Below are 20762 nucleotides of genomic sequence, written 5' to 3'. Positions count from 1 at the left end.
ATTCATGACAGTCAAAGCCCTCATCGCCTCTTTCACCCAGCAGGAAGACCTCAACTTCCTGTTGACCAACCGCATTCCCCGCGCGGCCCTGACCCGCTTCATGGGCTGGTTCTCCAAGATCGAGAATCCGCTCGTCCGGGACTTCTCGATCGCGTTGTGGAAGCTGTTCTCGGACCTCGACCTGTCGGAGGCGCGCAAGACTCATTTCAAGAGCCTGCACGACTGCTTCACCCGGGAGCTCAAGCCGGGCTTGCGGCCGTTCGATCCGGATCCTTCGGTGGTCGCAAGCCCGTCCGACGGCATCGTCGGAGCCCACGGCAAGATCGCCGACACCGAGCTGTTCCAGGTCAAGGGCGCGCCCTATTCGCTGCTCGATCTGCTCGGCGATTCCGCGCTGGTCGATCAGCACCGCAACGGCTCCTTCGTCACGCTGCGGCTGACCTCGAGCATGTATCACCGCTTCCACGCGCCCTATGATGCGCATATCGAACGCGTCACGCTGATCCATGGCGACGTCTGGAACGTCAACCCGATCGCGCTCAAGCGCGTCGAGCGTCTGTTCTGCAAGAACGAGCGCGCGGTGATCCGCACCCACCTGTCGACCGGCGAAGCGGTGACACTGGTGCCCGTCGCGGCGATCCTGGTCGCGAGCATCCGCCTTCACTTCCTCGACATGGTGCTGAACGCGCAGACGAAGGGGCCGGTCAATTTCCCTTGCGACGTGAAGGTCGCCAAGGGCGAGGAGCTCGGCTGGTTCGAGCACGGCTCCACCATCATCATCCTCGCGCCCGGCGATTTCAACTTCTGCGACGGTATCGCCGAGGGCACGCGCATTCGCGCAGGCCAGGCGCTGCTCGGAAGAAAATAGCCTTCAATCCGCCGTCGCTGCTGGCTATACCGTCTGTCGGGGACGACGATATTGGATGTGAGCGATGGCGCGGGCGCCGGTCATGGCCGCGGGTGGTATTGTGCTGCGGCGTGACTCTGCGCCGCTGATCGCGGTCGTGCGCCAGCGCAAGCGCAACGAATGGGTCTTGCCCAAGGGCAAGCTCGACGACGGCGAGACGCCGAAGGAAGCCGCGCATCGCGAGGTGCTGGAGGAGACCGGCCACGCGGTTGCCGTGCACGAATTCCTGGGCACGCTCGTCTATCAGTCCGGGGCGCGCGCCAAGGTCGTGCATTTCTGGCGGATGGAGGCTGACGGCGGGCCGGTCCGCAAGCTGATGAACGACATCAAGGCGGTCGACTGGCTGACGCTGGACGATGCGATCGGGCGCCTCTCCCGCGAATATGAGCGCGCGTTCCTCACGCAGGTTGGTCCCATCGCGCTCGCGGCGGCAGGGCTGGCTCCCGCGCCTGCTCCCGAGCAGACGCCGCCGCTGGCGGCCGAGCAAGTCGATGCGGCCTTGAATGGCTTGATGCCGGCCGAAGCCGCCTCGGTCGACGAACTGAGACAGGGCGGCCTGTTGCAGAAGGTGAGGGCCTGGCTGCGCGGCGCTGCGTGAGCGCGTGCCAAGCCGCGCTGGCGCACCTTCTCATGCAACGGAAGAAGGAGGAGCGTTACCGCCGCTCTTTATTCCCTTCTGCGCGTCCAGGTCTGCGCGGGGCCGCAGGGCGTTGCACGGCGGGGATGCGCTGCTGGAATCCGCCCTGGCGTTGGATGCCCGGCGGTTGCGCCGCTGGTGGCTGCGCTGGCTGGCCGGGCTGCAATCCCGTACGCGGTGCTGGCGGCGCAGTGCCCGGCTGAAGCGGTGTGACTGCTCCAGGCTGCTGCGGAGTCTGGCCGCGTTGCGGCTGCGTCTGCTGCACGCCGCCCGGCCGCAGGCCTTGCCCGGCACGCGCGGCGCCTGCCGGACGTTCCGCGCCTTGCCGCGGGTCCTGTCGCTGGCCCTGCTGTCGTTGCTGATCCCGACCCGCGCGCGGCGTGTCCGGCTGCACCGCGCCGCCTTGGCCCTGCCGCTGCGGCGGCCGCGCGCCCTGCCGGTTCGGCGTACCCGGCTGCTGCTGACCCGGACGGATGTTCTGACCGGGCTGGCCGTTCGGTCGCTGTTGTCCCGGCGGCGTATTCGGCCGCAATTGCTGCTGCTGCGGCTGGACCGGCCGCGGAATACGGCTGAGCGCGCCGGGATTGGCGCGGCGGAAGTCGCGCTGCTCGATGACGATCTGCCGGCCCGCGGTCTGCGCCAGATGGACCTGGCCGACGAAGCCGCGGTCGCGCGCGATCTGCTGCGGCGGAATGACGATCGGCACTGCTGCAAAGCGCATGACGCCAGCTGCGCCCGCACCCGGCCTGATCGCAAAGCCGCTGGACGCCTGCGTCAGCGCGCCGAGCCGCGCGCCGCTGCTGCGGTCGTCGACGTCGATGTGGCCGACCCGGCCGTCGGCGTCGGGATAGAGCTTGATGTTGACGTTGCTGGCCCTGCTCGCCGCCGCGCCTTCCGGCACCTCGACGACTCCCGTTGTGCCGCGGATGCCAAGCGTCGCGGTCGGCGTCGTGATCTTCATGTCGCCGGTCTTCGCCACCGCCGCCGCCACGAAGGCAACCGTTCCCTTGCCGACGTCGAAGATCGCGGCGTTCTGCTTGCCGCCGTCCTCGTAGACGTAGCTGTCGATCGTGATCCTGGCGCTGGCCGAGAGATTGAACGTGGTGGCGTCGTCGAAGGTGATGCCGAGCGAGGAGTTCGACGAGGTCTGGACCACGTCGTTGAGATAGATGTCGTCGCGCACGCGCAGCGGATACGAGTTCTTGTCGCGGATCACGGTCGCAATCCCCGTCACCGTCGCGACGTTGCCGATCGGCTCGACGGCGGCGGGCTGTGCCTCTGCAGACGGTGTCGGTGAGGCCGAGGGCGTCGGGGAGGGGGCGGGTATCGGCTGTGGCTGCGGCTGTGCCTGGGCGAGTTCGATGACCTCGGATGCACAAGCCACGCTGCTGCCTGCCAGCGGCAAGGCCAGCAGGGCGAGCGCGAACGCGAAGCGGCGCCAAGCCACCAATGAAGTCACGAGGAGGTCCCAGAGAAGAACGCGAGGCGAGAGCTGCGGATTTCAGCCGGGCGCAGCTGAATGGCGCATGAACATGTGCGGGCGGGAGGTGCGAACGTTCAGACGCCACGCTGAGGCATCTCCATAACGTCGTGCCCGGGACGAGCCCGGGCATGGCGAAGATTTGTGCATTCCTCGCGGAGTGATGCGCGTCGTGCGTCAGCTCACGCGCTTCCAGGTCTGGCCGCCACAGAACATGCCGCCGAAGGCGCAACCCTGCACGCGCATCGCGTTCGGGCCCTTCATCGCGATGGTCGAGTCGTACTTGCGCCCGGAGTCGGGATCGTGGATGCGCCCGCTCCACTTCGAGCCGTCGGGCTTCATGTTGATCAGGATGCGCGCGTTGGTCTTCTCGGCGTAACCGCACAGATTGGCACCGCACTGCTCGACGCGGACATTGCCCTTGTTGCCTTCGGTTGCCCACAGGCCGATCGGTGAGTTCGGCGCCGCCACGGGCGCTGCGGCAACCGGAGCCGGGGACGGCGCGGGAGCAGCAGCGACGGGAGCAGGCGAGGCAACCGGAGCAGGCGCAGCAACGGGCGCAGGCTGGGTGTTGTCGACGCCGGCCGACGGAGCGGCGGCGACGGTCGCGGCGGCGGGAGCGGCTGCCTGGACCGGCGCCTGCGGCACGGGCTGCTGCTGCGCTGGAGCCGGCACGGGCTGCGCCGTCGTGGGCGCGGGAGCCGGGGTGGTGTCGGCGTCGTCGTCCTTGGAGCCGCCAAGGCCCTTGAGGTTGATGTCGTTCAGCTTGATCGGCTTGTCCGACAGGCCCGGCGCGACGATGGTTACGCAATTGAGTGAGGCGCAGTTGCGTGGTGTCTCGATGCGGATGCGCTGGCCTTCGATCTGGAACGAGATTGAATTGCCGGCATGCGCGAAAGCGGTCGACGCGAGGAAGAGCGCGGTGGCGGCGATGGAGAGCCTGTTCATGACAACCTCCGAATTGCGTGGTCCCGATATGGACTGGTCGCTGGTGGATGAAGCGTGGTCCGACCCTACGCCAGGGCGATCAGGCGTTCTGTGATGGGCGTCACAACGACCGCCATGGTCCCGGGTGAGGCAGCGCACATTGCGACTTGGCTCGATCGCACCGATGGCGAGCGTGCGAGGGCATAATTCCTCGTCCGCCGAGCTTCGCGGGCCACGTCTCCTGCAATGGGAGAAGGCAGAACAGCTTGCGTTGGATGAGCCGCTAGATCATGCCGAGCACGATGGCGCCGACGAAGGCCATGGCGAGGTAGGCGGTGACAACGCTCAGTTTACCGGCGAACGTCATGAAGTCGCTCCCGCTTGTCGCGCGCTTTGCCGCAACCGTTATGGTTAACAGAGAGTCTCCTCGCGGAAAAGTGAGTCTTGCTGTCGCTCATCGCTGGCAGCGGCCAGCGAGCGCGGCCAGCATGGTTAAGGAAGGCTGAAATCGACACGTTGAAGAGTCTTTAAGTAAATTCACCGAACGTGCGTGCATGACGCGCGGAGTTCGTTTGTATCTCGTCGGCTCCATCGTCCTTGTTTCGCTAGCTGGTTGCGGTCGCGGCTTCTTTCAGGCCGAACGTGAAGCGTGGCGGACCGAGGCGGAAGCGGCATGCCTGAAATCCGGTGCGGTCAAGGAGAGTGCGGACATCGTTCGCATCGACCCGATTTCCGGACCCGGCCAGTGCGGCGCCGAATTTCCACTCAAGGTCGCCGCCATCGGCGAGGCCTCCGGCACCTATGGCTTTGCGGACGAGCAATTGCGGCCGCCCGGCAGCATCGGCAACCAGCCGCGTTGGCCGGTGACGCAGCCCCGGTCGAACTATCCGCAGGGCCAGAATTATCCGGCATCGTCCTATCCGGCGCGGTCGAACTACCCTGAGAGCGCGGTGCGCCAACCGTCAGGCTATGGCACCTCTACCGGACCGATGCCGCTGAATGCGCCCGGTGTAGCGCCGCAGGAAGACGAGATCGATCTGCCGCCCGAGGGCACCGATGCCGCGGGTGCCTCGCGCTACATGAATGCGCCGAGCTATCCGGCGCGGCAGGCCGGTCCCGCCCCTTACTCGCAGGCGCCCGCGCAGCAGCCGCTGCCGCGTCTTGGTCCGGCGCAGGGCAATCCCGTCACCGCCGTCGGTCCCGTCGCCATCAAGCCGACCGCGACGCTTGCCTGTCCGATCGTGTCCGAGCTCGACCGCTGGCTCGCGGACACCGTGCAGCCCTCGGCGATGCGCTGGTTCGGCGTCCGCGTCGCCGAGATCAAGCAGATCTCCGCCTATTCCTGCCGCGGCATGAACGGCAACTCGCGCGCCCATATCTCCGAGCACGCCTTCGGCAATGCGCTCGACATCTCCGCCTTCGTGCTCGCCGATGGGCGACGCGTCACCGTGAAGGACGGTTGGCGCGGAGTGCCGGAGGAGCAGGGCTTCCTGCGCGACGTGCAGGCGGGTGCGTGCGCGCATTTCACCACGGTGCTCGCGCCGGGGTCCAACGTCTTCCATTACGACCATATCCACGTCGATCTGATGCGCCGCGCCAGCCGTCGCCTGATCTGCCAGCCGGCCGCGGTCTCCGGCGACGAGGTCGCCGCGCGGGCGCAGTCGCGCAGGCCCTACGCCAATGCGCGCGAGCCGTCCGTCACCGGTTCGCTGGGGGCGCGCAAGAGCATGACGCGCAAGCGCGAAGAGGACGAGTACATCGACGAATAGGCGCGTGCGCCGGAACAGGGGCGGCCGTCCTCCCGGTGCGGCTGGTCTGTTCAGCCAGCGCTCTATCGTTGGCAAAGCGCTGTTGACGCGCAAAAATTTGCGCGGTCGCGGTTTCCGTCCAAGCCATTGAACTGCAGTCGCAATCCGCGACCGGACGGGCTTGCCCGGCCGTTGGCACAGTCGCTGCAATGAAGGTTCTGCAACGAAGCGGCGCGGCCGGCGCCGTGAGCCAGCGGAACCTACCATGCAGATGCCTGTCACCCCGCCTTACTCCGATCTCGAGCAGCGCGTGCTGTCGCGCGTCACGGAGCAACGCTGGCTCGACCTTGCATCGGAACTGATCCGCACCGGCCAGCCGCGTTCCGGCAATCCGCTCGATCCCGACCTGCCGCCCGCCGAGGAGGAGGCCATCTCAATGCTGGTCGCGGGCAAGCTTGAAGCCCTCGGCATGGAGGTCACCAAGCACAGTGCGCAGCCGCACCGGCCCAACGTGCTCGGCGTGCTGAAAGGACGAGAGGGCGCGCCGTCGCTGATCCTCAACGATCATCTCGACACCTATCCGGTGGTCGAGCCCGAGAAATGGCACATGACGGATTTCGATCCGTTCAAGGCGACGCGCCATGGCGATCTGCTCTACGCGCGCGGGACCTCCGACACGCGGGGCAATCTCGCCGCATCGCTGCTCGCGGTGCAGGCCCTGATCGAAGAGGGCGTGAAGTTCGATGGCACCTTGATCTGCTGCTACACCGTCGACGAGGAGCGCAACGGCACCGAAGGCTCGATCTACATGCTCGACAAAGTCGGCCTCACGGCCGACTACGAGATCACAGCCGAGCCGACCGCCTGGGGTGATGTCAGTCAAGACTGGGGCATGAACCTTTCGGTGGCCAATTCCGGACATTGCCTGATCGAGGTCACGGTCCAGGGGATCAAGTCGCATATCTGGCGGCCCGACATCAGCGTGAACGCCATCATGGAAGCGGCAAAGCTGCTGCCGAAACTCCAGCAGATGACGTTCACGCACGTGCCGAGCCAATTCATGGGGCATACGCCGCCCTGCTGCTCGGTGGTGCGGATCCGCGGCGGCCTGCCTGGTGAGATGCAATTCTCACCGGATGCCTGCACCATCACACTCGCGGTGGTCGGCATCGTGCCGGGCATGACGCTCGCCAGCGTGATCTCCGACATCGAGCGCCTGGGGCAGCAGACGTTTGCCGGCGTCAACGACGTCAAGGTCGGGGTGCGCCAGGTGCCAGGCTCCCTGTTCGTCAACGCGACCGAGCCCGTGCCGGTCGAGGAAGAGCCATGCCGCTCGCTTCGCGCGGTCTACCGGCGCCTGATGGGCCGCGAGCCCGGCGTCAATCGCAAGAATGCCTTCAACGACACCATCCGCTTCCGCGAAGCCGGCATCAACGCGGTGACCTTCGGTCCGGGCGAGGACGGCTGGGCTGTCGACAACGAGAACATCTCGATCACCAAATCGGTGACGGCGACGCGGATCTACGCGCTGACCATCATGCAGATTCTGGGAGTGCGCACATGAGCGTCGAGGCAGGTCCGATGGCCATTCCGATCCAGGCCGATCGCACGCGGCGAGGCAGTCTGCAACTGCCGACGGTCTCGCGATCGCTGCTGCTCTCGACGCTCACCGTCGCCGTGTTGCTGGTCGCCTGGGCCATCGTCACGCAGATCGGCTGGGCCAACGAGCTGTTTCTGCCGAAGCCGCAGGCGGTGTGGGCCGCATTCGTCAAGACCATGACGAAGGGCTATCAGGGCGCCACCCTGCTTCAGCATCTCGGCGCCAGCCTCTACCGCATCCTGCTGGCCTTCGCACTGGCCTGCCTCGTCGGCATTCCGCTCGGCGTTTTCATGGGCGTATCCAGGAATGCACGTGCGCTGCTCAATCCGCTGATCGAGTTTTATCGCCCGTTGCCGCCACTCGGGCTCTACACGCTCCTCGTGATGTGGCTCGGCATCGGCGAGAGCTCCAAGCTGTCGCTGCTGTTCCTTGCAGGTTTGCCGGGCATCGTGATCTCGACGATCCAGGCCGTCACCAGCGTCGATCCCGTCTATGTGCGTGCCGCGCAATCCCTCGGCGCGACGCGGCGCCACCTGCTCTTTCACGTCTATCTGCCCGCAGCGGGACCACTGATCCTCGCGGGCATGCGTATCTCGCTCGGCTTCACCTACACCGTCCTCGTCGCCGCCGAGATCGTGGCGGCCTCGGCCGGCATCGGCTGGATGATCTGGGATGCCGCAAAATTCCTGCTGTCCGACGTGGTGATCATGGGCCTGATCGTGCTTGGCCTGACCGGCGTCGTGCTCGACCTGACGATGCGCGGAATCGCCAAATTATTGATGCCGTGGGCCCGAACCTAGTCCTGATCGAGGAGAGATCGACATGATGAAGAAACTTGTTGCCACGCTCGCACTTGCTACGTTGGCACTCACGGCCACCGCTCGCGCCGAGGACAAGCCGGCCAAGGTGACCGTCGGCTACCTGAATCTGGTGAACGCGCAGCTCGTCACCAAGCATCTCGGCCTGCTCGCCAAGGAGATGCCGGGTGTCGACATCAAATACGTCAAGGTCGGCGGCGGCGGCGACATGCTGCGCGCGATCGCCGGCAAAGACGTCGATTTCGGCGGCCTCGGCAATCCCCCGACGGCGATCGGTGCGACCCGGGCGCTGCCGATCAAGGGCATATTGGTGATCAATCTGCTCGACTATGTCGAGTCGTTGGTGGTTCGCAGCGACAAGAACATCTCCTCGCTCAAGGACCTCAAGGGCAAGACGGTTGCCGCGCCGTTCGGATCGACGACACATTATCTGCTGTTGCAGGCATTGAAGGACGAAGGCGTCGATCCCGCCTCGATGAAGATCATCGATCTCGCGCCGTCGGACATCGCGGCCGCCTGGCTTCGCGGGGACATCGACGCTGCATGGTTCTGGGAGCCGAATTTGGACAAGGCCGTGAAGAACGGCGGCAAGATCCTCATCACGTCGGGCGAGATGACCAAGCGCGGCTATCCGACCTGGGACATCGGCGTCGTCATGAACGCGTTCGCAGAGAAGTATCCGTCCTACGTCGAGAAGTTCATCAAGGCCGAATGCGAGGGGATCGACTTCTGGCTGAAGAACCCGGAGAAGACGGCCGAGATCATTGCAGAGGAGCTGTCGCTGCCGCTACCCGACGCGACGCGGATGATGAAGGGCACCGGCATGGTTCCTTGCAACCAGCAGCTCACGGAGGAGTATCTCGGCACAACCGCGAAGAAGGGCAAGTTTGTCGACACGCTGGTTTCGACCGCCGACTTTCTGGTGAAGCAGGAGCGCCTGCCGAAGCTGTTGCCGCGCGCCGACTTCGAGGCCTTCATCCAGCCGTCCTATATCGAGAAGGTGGTCGGCCGCTGAGGCCCTTGCCGGCGGGCTCGTCCCGCCGGCATCTCCGGTTTCCATGAGCACGTGACCCATATGGATATCTCGCCTCGCCATCTCCGCGCCGCCTATCGCAACGGCGCGCTCAAGCCGTCAGACGTCGCCGCACACGTGCTGTCGCGCCTGACGGATGCCGACCAGAGCGGCGTCTGGATATCGACGGCAGAGCCCGAGAACGTCATGGCCGCGGCGCGCGCGCTCGATGCGCGCATCGGCGAGATCGACGGCCTGCCGCTCTACGGGCTCGTCTTTTCGGTCAAGGACTGCATCGATGTCGCGGGCGAGCAAACCACGTCGGCCTGCCCGGAATTTGCCTATGTCGCGAAGGATACGAGCCCGGCGGTGGCTGACGCCATCGCGGCCGGCGCGATCTATGTTGGCAAGACCAACATGGACCAGTTCGCGACGGGACTCGTCGGCGTCCGTTCGCCTTACGGTATCGCACGCAATCCGCACAATCCGGACTACATTCCCGGCGGCTCCAGTTCGGGCGCGGCGGTGTCGGTGGCAACCGGCACGTCGTCCTTCGCGTTCGGCACCGACACCGGCGGATCGGGCAGGGTGCCCGCGTCCTATTGCGGCGTTACCGGCTTCAAGCCGGCGCCGGGTGCCTTCAGCCAGCGCGGTATGGTCTACGCGTGCCGGAGCTTCGACACCATTTCGCTCTACACGCGATATCCCGGTGACGGCTACGACGTCTATCGTGTGCTGGCGCGGCGCGATCCCGAGGACTGCTTCTCGCCGGAGAATTTCGCCGGCTGGACAGAGCAGGCGTCCCCCGCGCGGCCGCTGAAGATCGCAACGCCACGCGTCGACCAGCTCGAGTTCTTCGGCAATCCGGAGACGGAGAGGCTGTTCGCAGATGCGCTGCACAGGCTGCGACAACTCGATCTGCCGATCGCGCCGGTCGATTTCGCGCCGTTCACCTCGATCAACGATCTGATGTTCTTCGGTCCGTTCCTTGCCGAGCGTGACGTCTCGGTCGGTGCGTTCCTCGACGCCCATCCCGATGCCGGCGTCAAGATCGTCCGCGATCTCGTCCTCGGCAGTCGGAAGTTCTCCGCCGCTGATGCCTACCGCGCATTCTATGAGGTCAAGGACGTCCAGCGCAGGCTTCGCGATTTCTGGGACGCGCACGATGCGCTGGTCGTGCCGACCGTCGGCACCATCCTCAGCATTGAGGATGTGGCGCGCGATCCGCTGACGGCCAACTTCAACAATGGCTACTACACCAACTACGCCAATCCGCTCGGGCTTGCCGCGATCGCAGTCCCGAATGCGATCACCAGCGCCGGCGTGCCGTACGGCGTCACGTTCCTGGCGCCGGCCGGTCGGGAGCGCCTGCTCGCCGACCTCGCCTGTGCGTTCACGGCTGCGGCGGCCGTGCCTTGAGCGGTTGCGCCGCGTTGCATTCCGACCGGAGACCTCCTAGCCTTCGGGCCGTCACTTCAAGGGAGACGGATCGTGGGGCGCGGTCATGCGCATGAGGTCGGCGATCCCGAGCCGTGCGCGGAGGTGCAAAGGTCCGGGACCGGACGTTACGTGCTGAAGGCGTTGGACAAGCCCGATCTGGACCTGGTGATGCGGACCGGCAGGTTGGCCACCTACCAGAACCGCGAGTACCTGCTGCGGGAAGGCGAGCCCGCCAACGGCATCCACGTCATTCTGAGCGGGATCGTCGAAAGCACCCATGCCGGCACGCAAGGGCGCGAGTTGATGCTGGCGACCTGGGAGGCCGGTGACTTCGTCGGCGCCCCCTACATTCTCGGCGATCACCGGCATAGCTGGTCGGCGCGCGCGCTCGGCCGGGTCGAGGCGCTGCATCTCGACCAGGATGCGATCCGCCGGCTGATCGCGCAGTCGCCCTCGTTCGCAGTCGCGCTGATCGAGTGTCTCGGTTTCAAGGGCGAGACCTATTCGATGCTGGCGCAGACGCTGGCGGGGCAGAAGGCGGCGGAACGGCTGGTGCTGCTGCTGGTGAAACTATGCGAGAACGCGGCGCAGGACGAGAACGGCCCGATCTCGCTCGGCCGCATCACGCAGGCCAATCTCGCGCGCATGATCGGCGCGACGCGCCAGTCGATCAGCCTGATCCTCAACCGTCTCCAGGACGAGGGCATCATCTCGACCGGTGCGACCAAGATGGTCGTCAATGATCTCGCGGCGCTGAGGAAGCAGGTGAGCGACGAGCGCGCGCCGCCATAGTCAAGACGAGTCTCGCTTCGACGGCGCGGGAGGCAGCCCCATGCAGCGCTGCACCTCGCCCGGGACGTTGTAGGTCCGCATGATATGGCGGCTGTCGCGCAGACCCGAGGCCTCGCGCTGGACCACGAACATCCAGAGCGCATGGCCGGCTTCCATCACCAGCTTGCGCCTCGCCGGTTGCATTGAGGCCGGCACCTCCGCCGCTGCATGGGCCGCGTCGAACTCACGCAAACGCGCCAGCGCCTGCTCGAGTGCGCGGCCCATTCGTCCAAGCGCCGAGGCCTGTTCCTGGACGATCTCGTAGTGGAGGATGTCGACCGGCGGGCGAAGATCACGAGACATGGTCCCGATATATAATGCCGCTCGCCCCGTGTGCGCAACGCGCTGCTACTTCGCCCGATACGCCGCCAGAAACATCCGCGTCGCGCTGTCCACCACCTCGGTGATGCGCTGTTCCGACGGCGCGGGCGCGGCCTGGAACACGAAGGGCATGAAGAGCGAGGCTTTGCACAATTCCATGAACTGCGAGGCCGCCAGATCGCAATCGCCGATCTCGAGATCGCCGGAGGCGACATGGGCTTTCAGATAATCGGACAGGCGGTTGATGGTCTTGTCCAGCACGCGCGCATAATAGCGGCGGCCGACATCGGGCATGCGCTCGGCGATCGCCATCACGGTGCGGATCGCCGATCCGCCGCCGGGCCGGCAGAGCAGATGGATGTAGGCCCGGCCGAACTCCATCAGCGTGGTCTCGGCATCCCGCGCAGGATCGAAATTGAACACGACCTGGCCGTGCTGGCGCGCCTCCTGTTCGAGGATGGCTTCGAACAGCGCAAATTTGTCCGCGAAGTAGACATAGAGCGTGCCCTTGGAGACCTGCGCGGCGCGCGCGATCTCGCCCATGCTGGCGCCATCGAAACCCAGATCCATGAACACCTTGCGGGCACCCTCCAGAATCTGGCGGCGCTTGGAGCTGTCTTCCTCCTGGACGACGTGTAGATGTTCGCCGGCAGCTACAACCATTGGTTTAGGGTCTCGAAAGGTTTTAGGATCGGATGATGACCATGAAACCCGAATAAAGGATTCGCGGCAGTACAGTCCTCTCGGGCATATTTGTCTATATTGACCGAACGGTTCGGTCAATGATATCTGGAATTAGCGAGAGGAAGCCGGCTGCGCAGCGGTCGTCCTTGGTCGCGATTTTGGGGAGGCCTTTCATGGCCATATCGAGAGACCAGACGGCTCGCGTCCTCCGCCAGGAAGCGGTTGAGGACCAGGCGGGCGGTGATGCGGTGTCCGAGACAGCCGCACCCGTTGCCGAGCAGTTGCGCCCTCATGTGGCCGAGGAAACGAGGCGTCCGACACCGGAGGCGCCGCAGAAACCGGTGAACGACAAGCCGGCAGCCCCCGCGCCGGACGCGTCCGCCGCCGGCGCGCCCAAGTCAGCTGCCCCCAAGTCCGGCAAGCGCAAATTCGTCCTGATGGGCCTGGGTCTCGTGCTGGCGCTCGCGGCCGCGAGCTATGCCGGCTACTACACGCTGGTCGGCCGCTTCTATATCTCCACCGACGACGCCTATGTCCGCGCCAACAACACGATGCTTGGCGCGCGCGTTGCCGGCCACATTGCCTCGATCCTCGCCGGCGACAACACGCCGGTGCGTGCCGGCGATATCGTCTTCCGCATCGACGACGGCGACTACAAGATCGCCGTTGAAGCCGCCGCGACCAAGATCGCGACCCAGCAGGCCACGATCGATCGCATCGGCCGCCAGGTCGCCGCGCTCGACAGCCAGGTCGCGCAGGCCAAGGCGCAACTCGTCTCCGCGGAGGCAGGCCTCAAGCGCGCCGATCTCGATTATGAGCGCCAGCAGGCGCTGAGCAGCAAGGGCTTTGCCTCCCGCGCCACCTTCGAGAGCTCGGAAGCCGGACGCGATCAGGGCGCCGCCGCGGTCAAGGCCGCGCAGGCGGCCTACAACGTTGCCGTCAGCAATGTCGATGTCGCCAAGGCGCAGCAGTCCGAAGCCCAGGCCCAGCTCGCCGAGCTCAAGACCGCGCTCGCCAAGGCCGAGCGCGACCTCGCCTTCACCGCGGTGCGCGCGCCCGTCAACGGCACGTTCTCCAATCGCCTGGTCAACACCGGCGATTTCGTCGCGGTCGGCCAGCGCCTCGGCAACATCGTGCCGCTGGACGACGTCTATATCGACGCGAACTTCAAGGAGACCCAGCTCAAGCGGATTCGCCCCGGCCAGCCTGTGACGATCAAGGTCGACGCCTACGGCATGCGCAAGTTCTCCGGCGTCGTCGACAGCATCGCGGCCGGCGCGGGCTCGGTGTTCACGCTGCTGCCGCCGGACAACGCCACCGGCAATTTCACCAAGATCGTGCAGCGCGTGCCGGTCCGCATTCGCGTGCCGAAATCGGTGGCGAAGCAGAACCTGCTCCGCGCCGGCATGTCGGTCTATGCCACCGTCGACACCAACAAGGGCGCGGCCGACGCCGACAGTGAAGTCGATCTCGACGATCCCGCGGTCCATCCGCAGTAAGCGCGGTGACATGAGCCTCGACGCACTCTTACCCCGAGCGCAGGTGCGCTCCCTCCCACGCCTGCGGGGGAGGGTTGGGGAGAGGGTGTCTCCGCCAGGGAGATTCCCCAAGAGGATAGAGCCCTCACCCGCCGCGCTCTTTGAGCGCGGCGACCTCTCCCGCAAGCGGGAGAGGTGTACCCAACTCGCAGCCTGCTCCAGTCAGAGCTGACATATGGCCGACGCCACCACCGCTTCACCTGCCACAATGGTCGATCCGGCTTCGGAGCGCATCGCGCCGAAGCGGCTGTTCGCGTTCATCATCATGGTGTTCGGGATGTTCATGTCGATCCTGGATATCCAGATCGTCTCGGCGTCCCTCAGCGAGATCCAGGCCGGCTTGTCGGCGAGCTCCAGCGAAGTCTCCTGGGTCCAGACCGCCTATCTGATCGCCGAAGTCATCGCGATCCCGCTGTCGGGTTTTCTGTCGCGCGCCTTCGGCACGCGGATGCTGTTCGCGATCTCGGCGGCGGGCTTCACGGCCGCGAGCCTGCTCTGCGGCTTCGCCAGCACCATCGAGGAGATGGTGCTCTGGCGCGCGCTGCAGGGCTTTCTCGGCGCGGGCATGATCCCGACGGTGTTCGCCTCGGCCTATACCGTATTCCCCCGCTCCAAATTCCACATCGTCGGCCCCATCATCGGGCTGGTCGCGACGCTGGCGCCGACCATCGGGCCGACGGTCGGAGGCTACATCACCGACGCAATGTCGTGGCACTGGCTGTTCTTCATCAACGTCGTGCCGGGCATCGGCATCACCCTCGGCGTGCTGGCGCTGGTCGATTTCGACGAGCCGCATCTCGAGCTGCTCGACCGCTTCGACTGGTGGGGCCTGATCTTCATGGCCAGCTTTCTCGGCACGCTCGAATACGTGCTGGAGGAGGGTCCGCAATACGAGTGGATGCAGGACACGTCCGTCGCGATCTGCGCCTGGATCTGCGGGATCTCGGCGATCGCCTTCTTCTGGCGCGTCTTCACCGTGGCCGAGCCGATCGTCAATTTGCGCACCTTCTCCGACCGCAATTTCGCCGTCGGGTGCACGCTGCAATTCTGCATCGGCATCGGCCTCTACGGCCTGACCTACGTCTATCCGCGCTATCTCGCCGAGGTGCGCGGCTACAGCGCGTTGATGATCGGGGAGACCATGTTCGTCTCCGGCATCACCATGTTCCTGGTCGCGCCGCTGGTCGGGCGGCTCATGGCGAAGGTCGACATGCGCTACATGATCGCGTTCGGGCTGATCGTGTTCGCGCTCGGCTCCTACCAGATGACCTGGATCACGCGCGACTATGATTTCTACGAGTTGCTGGTGCCGCAGATCCTGCGCGGCGTCGGCATGATGTTCGCGATGGTCCCGACCAACAACATCGCGCTCGGCACGCTGGCGCCGGAATTGGTCAAGAATGCCTCGGGCCTGTTCAACCTGATGCGCAATCTCGGCGGTGCAGTCGGACTCGCCGTGATCAATACGGTGCTCAACAGTCGCACGGATCTTCACATCGCGCGCCTCCAGGAGCGGGTGACCTGGGGCAACGCGACCGCGACCGAAACCCTGAGCATGTTCATGCAGAAGTTTCAGGGCCTCGGCGATGCCACGCTGATGGCGATGAAGCAGCTCTCCCAGCTGGTGCATCGCCAGGCCGTGGTGATGAGCTTCGGCGATGCCTTCTTCGTCCTGGCGCTGTTCTATCTCGGCCTCAGCCTGCTGGTCGCGCTGCTGAAAAAGCCGCCTTCGCCGTTCGGTGCCGGCGGCGACGCGCATTAGCGCGGCGCGCTCGGTGTCCTCGCCCGCAAGGACGGGATGCCCCGCACGAAGCGGGGTCGAACCAAAAATGCAACACTCGTTCGTGATCTCGCGCGAGCCCCGTTGCAGATCGCTAAAGACACATCTATAAAGCGCACCTCATTCATTCGAACCGGGGAGAGATTTGCATGATTTCGTCGCATTCGCAGATCGTACGCCCGCGCTCGATGATCTCCCGGCTCGGCATGTACGCGGCCTGCTAGAGGCCTCTTCCGCCAGCTTCGATTGGGCCAAGGTTTCGACCCAGCGTCCCGATCGCTCCGCTTCCCAAGTCAAAGTCAGTTTTGAGTGACGCCGTTCCGGCCTTCGTGGCTGGCCTGCGTCCATCGATGGAGCCGGCCCGCGCGTGCGGCCGGATGATGTCATGACCGCTCTGTCCAAGAAACCCGCAGCCATTCGCGTGGTGCTGCCCTTCGTATTCCGGCACTGGCTGAAGCAGCCCGGGCGCGGCCTCGTCGTGGCCGGCGGCCTGCTGGGTGCGACCGTCGCCGACCTGTTCATGCCGGTGTTTTCGGGCCACCTGGTCGATGCGTTGACGCGCGGCCCGACCGATCCAGATGCGCGTCATGCGGCGCTGGTGGCATTCGGCGCCATCGTGGCGCTGGGCGCGGCCTCGATGGTGCTGCGCCTCGTCGGCCTTCAGGCGATCGTGCCGTTCACGCTGAAGATCATGTCCGATGTCGCGCAGGACGCGTTCACGCGCGTGCAGCGCTTCTCAACCGATTGGCACGCGAACTCCTTTGCGGGCTCCACGGTGCGAAAGATCACGCGCGGCATGTGGGCGCTCGACCTGCTGAACGACACCATCCTGATGGCGCTGGCGCCCTCGCTGCTGGTGCTGGTCGGCTCGATGATCCTGATCGGCGCGCACTGGACCTCGCTCGGCCTCGTGATCGCGGTCGGGGCGATCGTCTACGTCGCGATCACGGTGGTGTTCTCGACGCGCTACATCGCGCCGGCGGCGCGCGTCTCCAATGCTTGGGACACCAAGGTCGGAGGCACGCTGGCGGACGCGCTGACCTGCAATGCCGTGGTGAAGTCGTTCGGCGCGGAGGCGCGCGAGGACATGCGGCTCGCCCGCGTCATCAACCGCTGGCGCGTGCGCGTGCGCCGGACCTGGTATCGCTACAATTACACGGCGATGTCGCAGTTGTCCTTGCTGCTGTGCCTGCGCGCGTCCGTGATTGGCGGATCGGTGCTGCTGTGGATGTCGGGTCATGCCTCGCCCGGCGACGTCACCTATGTGCTGACGAGCTACTACGTCATCCACGCCTATCTGCGCGACGTCGGCATGCACATCAACAATCTGCAGCGCTCGGTCAACGACATGGACGAGCTGGTGGCGATCCATGACGAGCCGATCGGCATCGCGGATGCGCCCGACGCGCGGCCGATCATGATCGAGGGCGGCCAGATCGTGTTCGACGACGTCACGTTCCAGTATGGCGGCCACCGCGCGCCGTTGTACGATGGGCTGTCGCTGACGATCCGTGCCGGCGAACGCGTCGGCCTGGTCGGCCGCTCCGGCTCCGGCAAGACCACCTTCGTCAAGCTGGTGCAGCGGCTCTACGACGTCACCGGCGGCCGCGTGCTGATCGACGGGCAGGACATCGCGCACGCCACGCAGCAATCGCTGCGCAGCCAGATCGCGATCGTGCAGCAGGAGCCGATCCTGTTCCACCGCACGCTCGCGGAGAACATCGCCTATGGCCGGCCCGGAGCCAGCCTCGAAGCGATCGAGCAGGCGGCGCGGCTTGCCAACGCGCATGATTTCATCCTGCGCCTGCCGAAGGGCTACGGCACGCTGGTCGGCGAGCGCGGCGTGAAACTGTCGGGCGGCGAACGGCAGCGCGTGGCGCTGGCGCGCGCTTTCCTGGCGGACGCGCCGGTGCTGATCCTGGACGAGGCGACGTCGAGCCTCGATTCGGAATCGGAGGCGCTGATCCAGCAGGCGATGGAGCGCCTGATGAAGGGCCGTACCTCGATCGTGATCGCGCATCGCCTGTCGACGGTGAGGAGCCTCGATCGCATCCTGGTGTTCGACCGCGGGGAGATCGTCGAGCAAGGCACGCATGCGATGCTCGCAGCCAAGCAAGACGGCGTCTATCGCGGCCTGTTCGAGCGCCAGGTGGTGGAGCTCGGGTATATCGCGGCCGCGGAATGAACGGTGCGGGGCGGCGGGGGCTCCGCTGTCACGCCGCCGAGGAATGCGTCAAGGATGGAACGACATGAAAGACCTGACGAACGGCTCCATCGTGAGACACATCCTGGCCATGGCCCCTCCGATCATGGTCGGCATGGTCACGATCATGATCTGCCAGCTGGTCGACCTCTATTTCGTGTCGGGCCTGGGCGACGCCGCGGTCGCGGGCGTTGCCGCGGCCGGCAATGCCGGCTTCCTCGTCAACGGGCTGATGCAGGTGCTTGGCGTCGGCGCGGTGGCGCTGATCGCGCATGCCGTAGGACGCAAGGACCGGGCGGATGCAAACCTGATCTTCAACCAGGCGATGGTGCTGTCGGTGCTGTTCGGCTTGTTGACCCTGGTCGCAGGTGCCGCGCTGTCGCGCGCCTATATGCGTGCGATCGCGGCGGACCAAGCCACGATCGAGGCGGGGACCACTTATCTGTTGTGGTTCATGCCGGCGCTCGCGCTGCAGTTCGCGACCCAGGTGATGGGATCGGCGCTGCGCGCCACCGGTATCGTTCGTCCCGTCATGCTGGTGCAGACGCTTGCCGTGGCCATCAATATCGCGCTGGCGCCGGTGCTGATCTCTGGATGGGGCACCGGCTATGCGCTGGGCGTTGCCGGCGCAGGGCTTGCGAGTTCGATCGCGGTCGCCGTCGGCGCGCTGATGCTGCTGGTCTATTTCTGCAAGGTCGAGCGCTATGTCGCTTTCAACGCCGCGCAGTGGCGGCCGCAGCCGCGCCATTTGAAGCGCATCCTCAATGTCGGCCTGCCGGCCGGCGGCGAGTTCGCGATGATGTTCATCTTCATGGCGGTGGTCTATTACGTGCTGCGCGATTTCGGCGCGGCGGCGCAGGCGGGATTCGGCATCGGGCAGCGCGTGCTCGGCCTGATCAACATGCCTGCGCTTGCGGTCGGGCTGGCGGCCGGGCCGATCGCCGGCCAGAACGTCGGCGCAGCCAACGCTGCCCGCGTGCGGGAAACTTTCGTCAAGGCCGCTTTGATCGTCACGCTCGTGATGGCCGGCTTCATGATCCTTGCGCAGTTGAAGCCGGAGTTGCTGCTCGGCGGATTCTCGAACGACCGCGAGACCATGGAGATCGCTTACCTGTTCCTGCGGATCATTTCGCTCAACATTGTCGCGCAGGGGCTGATCTTCACCTGCTCGAGCATGTTCCAGGCCCTCGGCAACACCAAGCCGGTGCTCCTGACCTCGGCGACGCGCGTGTTCACCTATTCGCTGCCGGCGATCTGGCTCTCGACGCGGCCGGGCTTTCGCATGGAGCACGTCTGGTACCTGTCGGTCGCGACGACCACGTTGCAGGCCGGCTTGAGCCTGTGGCTGCTGCGCCGCGAGTTCAACAAGCGCCTGACGTTGGCGCCGAAGGAGGAGAAGGCCCCAGAGCAGGAGAGCCCCGAACCCATCGCGCCTCTCGCCCGCGAGCCTGTGTGACGACAACTTGTTCCTTGCTGGGAGGACGGAAGGGCTAAGGCGGAATGTGTTTGATTGAATCGATGCGTGCGGAGAACTCCGATTACCTCTCCCCGTCGGGGAGAGGTAATCGCCTGCGCCGGTTGAGCCTGACTCTATTATGCTTTAGAGCGCGCCGAGACTGTTCCAGACCAGGCCAAGGCCCGACAGGAACAACAGGCCGAGCACGACATCGCCGAAATGCTTGTCGCTCAGGGCGTGATAGACCCGGGCACCGGCCCATGCGCCGATCAGCGTGCCCGGAAACGCGACCAGTGCGAGCCAGACCACCTTGAAGGCGACGAGGCCGGATGCGGTTTGCAACGCCAGCGCAGTCGCGAGCACCGTGAAGTTGAAGAGCTGGAAGATGCCGCGACGCTCGTGCTTGTTCCAGCCGCGGATGTTGGCCCACAGGATCGGCAGCGGGCCCGAGAGTCCGGCGAGGCCGCCCAGAATGCCGCCCGCAAAGCCGATCGCGCCGTCGGCGATCCTGCCGCCGAACTTGATCGCGAGCGGCCTCTTGTTGAGGTACAGCGCGCTCGAAAAGATCAGGAGCAGCACACCGACGCTCAGCTTGAACACTTTGGGATCCGCCGAGGCGACCATCATGGTTCCCAGCGGCACGCCGATCAGTCCACCGATCAGGAACGGCCACACCAGCGACAGATCGAAGCTCTTCCACATCGAGGGCAGCGTCGAGGTCTGTGCGATTACCGAGCAAATCAGCACCAGCGGCACCGCGAGCGAGGGCGGCAGCACGTAGAGCCAGATGCCGAGCGCCATCAACGCCGTGCCGAACCCGGCCAGTCCCGAGACGAAGCCACCGGCCAGCGCGCCGAACAGCAGCAGGACGTAGGTATGCGTGTCCAACGGATCATCCTTGTCGCAAGGGACGATCCCGAATTATTGATCGCCATTGCCCGGATAACATGCCTGCTGCCGGGCAGGTCAATCCATACTGCACACAGGCGTGATCTGCGGTGTCGGGCTTTTGCGGAAGACACGCCTAGATGATGGCCGTACTTCAATCCTGGGGGCTGCCCGGCGCGATCGTTCGCTCGAATGGGGCAGTCCTGAACGCTATGATGGAGACTGACCATGACCCGCACCGAAATTGCCGTTGCAGCCGCGCTGCTGGCGGTCGCATTGACGCCGACGATGGCCCAGGCCCAGTTTTCCGAGCCCGCCGCCTATCAGGCCGCTCATCCTGACCGCGACGTTCTGAATGGCGGGCAGCTCACGCCTGCGGCGCGTGCGGCTCTCGGTCAGCAGGCAATGCCGAGTGATGCTTACGCAGCGCAGGCCTATCCGTCAGCTGGGGTGCCGGCGGTGCGCTCCGGCCATCGACGTCACCGTCGATGA

General features: G+C 65.6%; 18 protein-coding genes. 13 read left to right on the top strand and 5 right to left on the bottom strand.

The window, feature by feature from the left end; genetic code table 11:
- Positions 1-4 precede the first annotated feature (4 nt).
- Positions 5-868 carry an archaetidylserine decarboxylase gene (asd, locus tag AX729_RS09310; protein WP_061022217.1) on the top strand — a complete coding sequence of 288 codons (864 nt, stop codon included), beginning with the start codon at positions 5-7 and terminating at the stop codon, positions 866-868.
- Positions 869-932: 64 nt separating this feature from the next.
- Positions 933-1505 carry an NUDIX hydrolase gene (locus tag AX729_RS09305; protein ID WP_061022214.1) on the top strand — a complete coding sequence of 191 codons (573 nt, stop codon included), beginning with the start codon at positions 933-935 and terminating at the stop codon, positions 1503-1505.
- 55 nt (positions 1506-1560) lie between these two features.
- Here the strand turns inward: AX729_RS09305 and AX729_RS09300 are convergent, their stop codons facing one another.
- Entirely contained in the window at positions 1561-2994 is a 1434-nt protein-coding gene (locus AX729_RS09300; protein WP_061022212.1) for a FecR domain-containing protein, read from the bottom strand.
- A 207-nt stretch (positions 2995-3201) separates the two neighbouring features.
- On the bottom strand, positions 3202-3972 hold the full coding sequence (locus AX729_RS09295) for a DUF2147 domain-containing protein (RefSeq protein WP_061022210.1): 771 nt from the start codon (positions 3970-3972) through the stop codon (positions 3202-3204).
- Between the two features lie 533 nt (positions 3973-4505).
- Between AX729_RS09295 and AX729_RS09290 the strand changes: the two genes are divergently transcribed.
- From AX729_RS09290 to AX729_RS09265, 6 genes are all read left to right on the top strand, one after another.
- Positions 4506-5720 carry an extensin-like domain-containing protein gene (locus AX729_RS09290; RefSeq protein WP_061022208.1) on the top strand — a complete coding sequence of 405 codons (1215 nt, stop codon included), beginning with the start codon at positions 4506-4508 and terminating at the stop codon, positions 5718-5720.
- Positions 5721-5964: 244 nt separating this feature from the next.
- Positions 5965-7263 (top strand): M20 family metallopeptidase, encoded by a 1299-nt coding sequence (locus AX729_RS09285; RefSeq protein ID WP_061022207.1) that lies wholly within the window; start codon positions 5965-5967, stop codon positions 7261-7263.
- On the top strand, positions 7260-8099 hold the full coding sequence (locus AX729_RS09280; protein WP_082770387.1) for an ABC transporter permease: 840 nt from the start codon (positions 7260-7262) through the stop codon (positions 8097-8099). The genes AX729_RS09285 and AX729_RS09280 overlap by 4 nt, the downstream gene beginning before the upstream one ends.
- A gap of 22 nt (positions 8100-8121) precedes the next feature.
- Entirely contained in the window at positions 8122-9132 is a 1011-nt protein-coding gene (locus AX729_RS09275) for a taurine ABC transporter substrate-binding protein (protein ID WP_061022205.1), read from the top strand.
- A gap of 60 nt (positions 9133-9192) precedes the next feature.
- Entirely contained in the window at positions 9193-10548 is a 1356-nt protein-coding gene (locus AX729_RS09270; protein WP_061022203.1) for an amidase family protein, read from the top strand.
- A 72-nt stretch (positions 10549-10620) separates the two neighbouring features.
- Positions 10621-11361: a Crp/Fnr family transcriptional regulator gene (locus tag AX729_RS09265; RefSeq protein ID WP_061022200.1), complete on the top strand. Its 741-nt coding sequence runs from the start codon at positions 10621-10623 to the stop codon at positions 11359-11361.
- Here AX729_RS09265 and AX729_RS09260 read toward each other — a convergent pair whose 3' ends face one another.
- Together AX729_RS09260 and AX729_RS09255 are read right to left on the bottom strand one after the other, a co-directional pair.
- Positions 11362-11703, bottom strand: coding sequence for a DUF6665 family protein (locus AX729_RS09260; protein WP_061022198.1), 342 nt, complete (start codon positions 11701-11703; stop codon positions 11362-11364). It lies immediately after the preceding gene.
- Positions 11704-11748: 45 nt separating this feature from the next.
- A complete protein-coding gene (locus tag AX729_RS09255; RefSeq protein WP_061022196.1) occupies positions 11749-12384 on the bottom strand; it encodes a TetR/AcrR family transcriptional regulator in 636 nt (211 codons plus the stop codon).
- A gap of 194 nt (positions 12385-12578) precedes the next feature.
- Between AX729_RS09255 and AX729_RS09250 the strand changes: the two genes are divergently transcribed.
- The 4 genes from AX729_RS09250 (at position 12579) to AX729_RS09235 (ending at position 19382) form a co-directional block, all read left to right on the top strand.
- Positions 12579-13904 (top strand): HlyD family secretion protein, encoded by a 1326-nt coding sequence (locus AX729_RS09250; protein ID WP_061022194.1) that lies wholly within the window; start codon positions 12579-12581, stop codon positions 13902-13904.
- Between the two features lie 214 nt (positions 13905-14118).
- Entirely contained in the window at positions 14119-15705 is a 1587-nt protein-coding gene (locus AX729_RS09245; protein ID WP_061022192.1) for a DHA2 family efflux MFS transporter permease subunit, read from the top strand.
- Positions 15706-16108: 403 nt separating this feature from the next.
- Positions 16109-17908: an ABC transporter ATP-binding protein gene (locus AX729_RS09240; protein ID WP_061022189.1), complete on the top strand. Its 1800-nt coding sequence runs from the start codon at positions 16109-16111 to the stop codon at positions 17906-17908.
- Positions 17909-17972: 64 nt separating this feature from the next.
- Positions 17973-19382 (top strand): MATE family efflux transporter, encoded by a 1410-nt coding sequence (locus tag AX729_RS09235; RefSeq protein WP_061022188.1) that lies wholly within the window; start codon positions 17973-17975, stop codon positions 19380-19382.
- Between the two features lie 144 nt (positions 19383-19526).
- Here AX729_RS09235 and AX729_RS09230 read toward each other — a convergent pair whose 3' ends face one another.
- Positions 19527-20270 carry a sulfite exporter TauE/SafE family protein gene (locus AX729_RS09230; RefSeq protein ID WP_061022186.1) on the bottom strand — a complete coding sequence of 248 codons (744 nt, stop codon included), beginning with the start codon at positions 20268-20270 and terminating at the stop codon, positions 19527-19529.
- 228 nt (positions 20271-20498) lie between these two features.
- Between AX729_RS09230 and AX729_RS09225 the strand changes: the two genes are divergently transcribed.
- Positions 20499-20762, top strand: a complete 264-nt coding sequence (locus tag AX729_RS09225) for a hypothetical protein (RefSeq protein ID WP_061022185.1) — start codon at positions 20499-20501, stop codon at positions 20760-20762.

Origin of the sequence: Bradyrhizobium sp. CCH5-F6 (assembly GCF_001556045.1) — a bacterium.
GTDB lineage: Bacteria > Pseudomonadota > Alphaproteobacteria > Rhizobiales > Xanthobacteraceae > Bradyrhizobium.
This window is presented reverse-complemented; position numbering and strand designations above follow the sequence as displayed.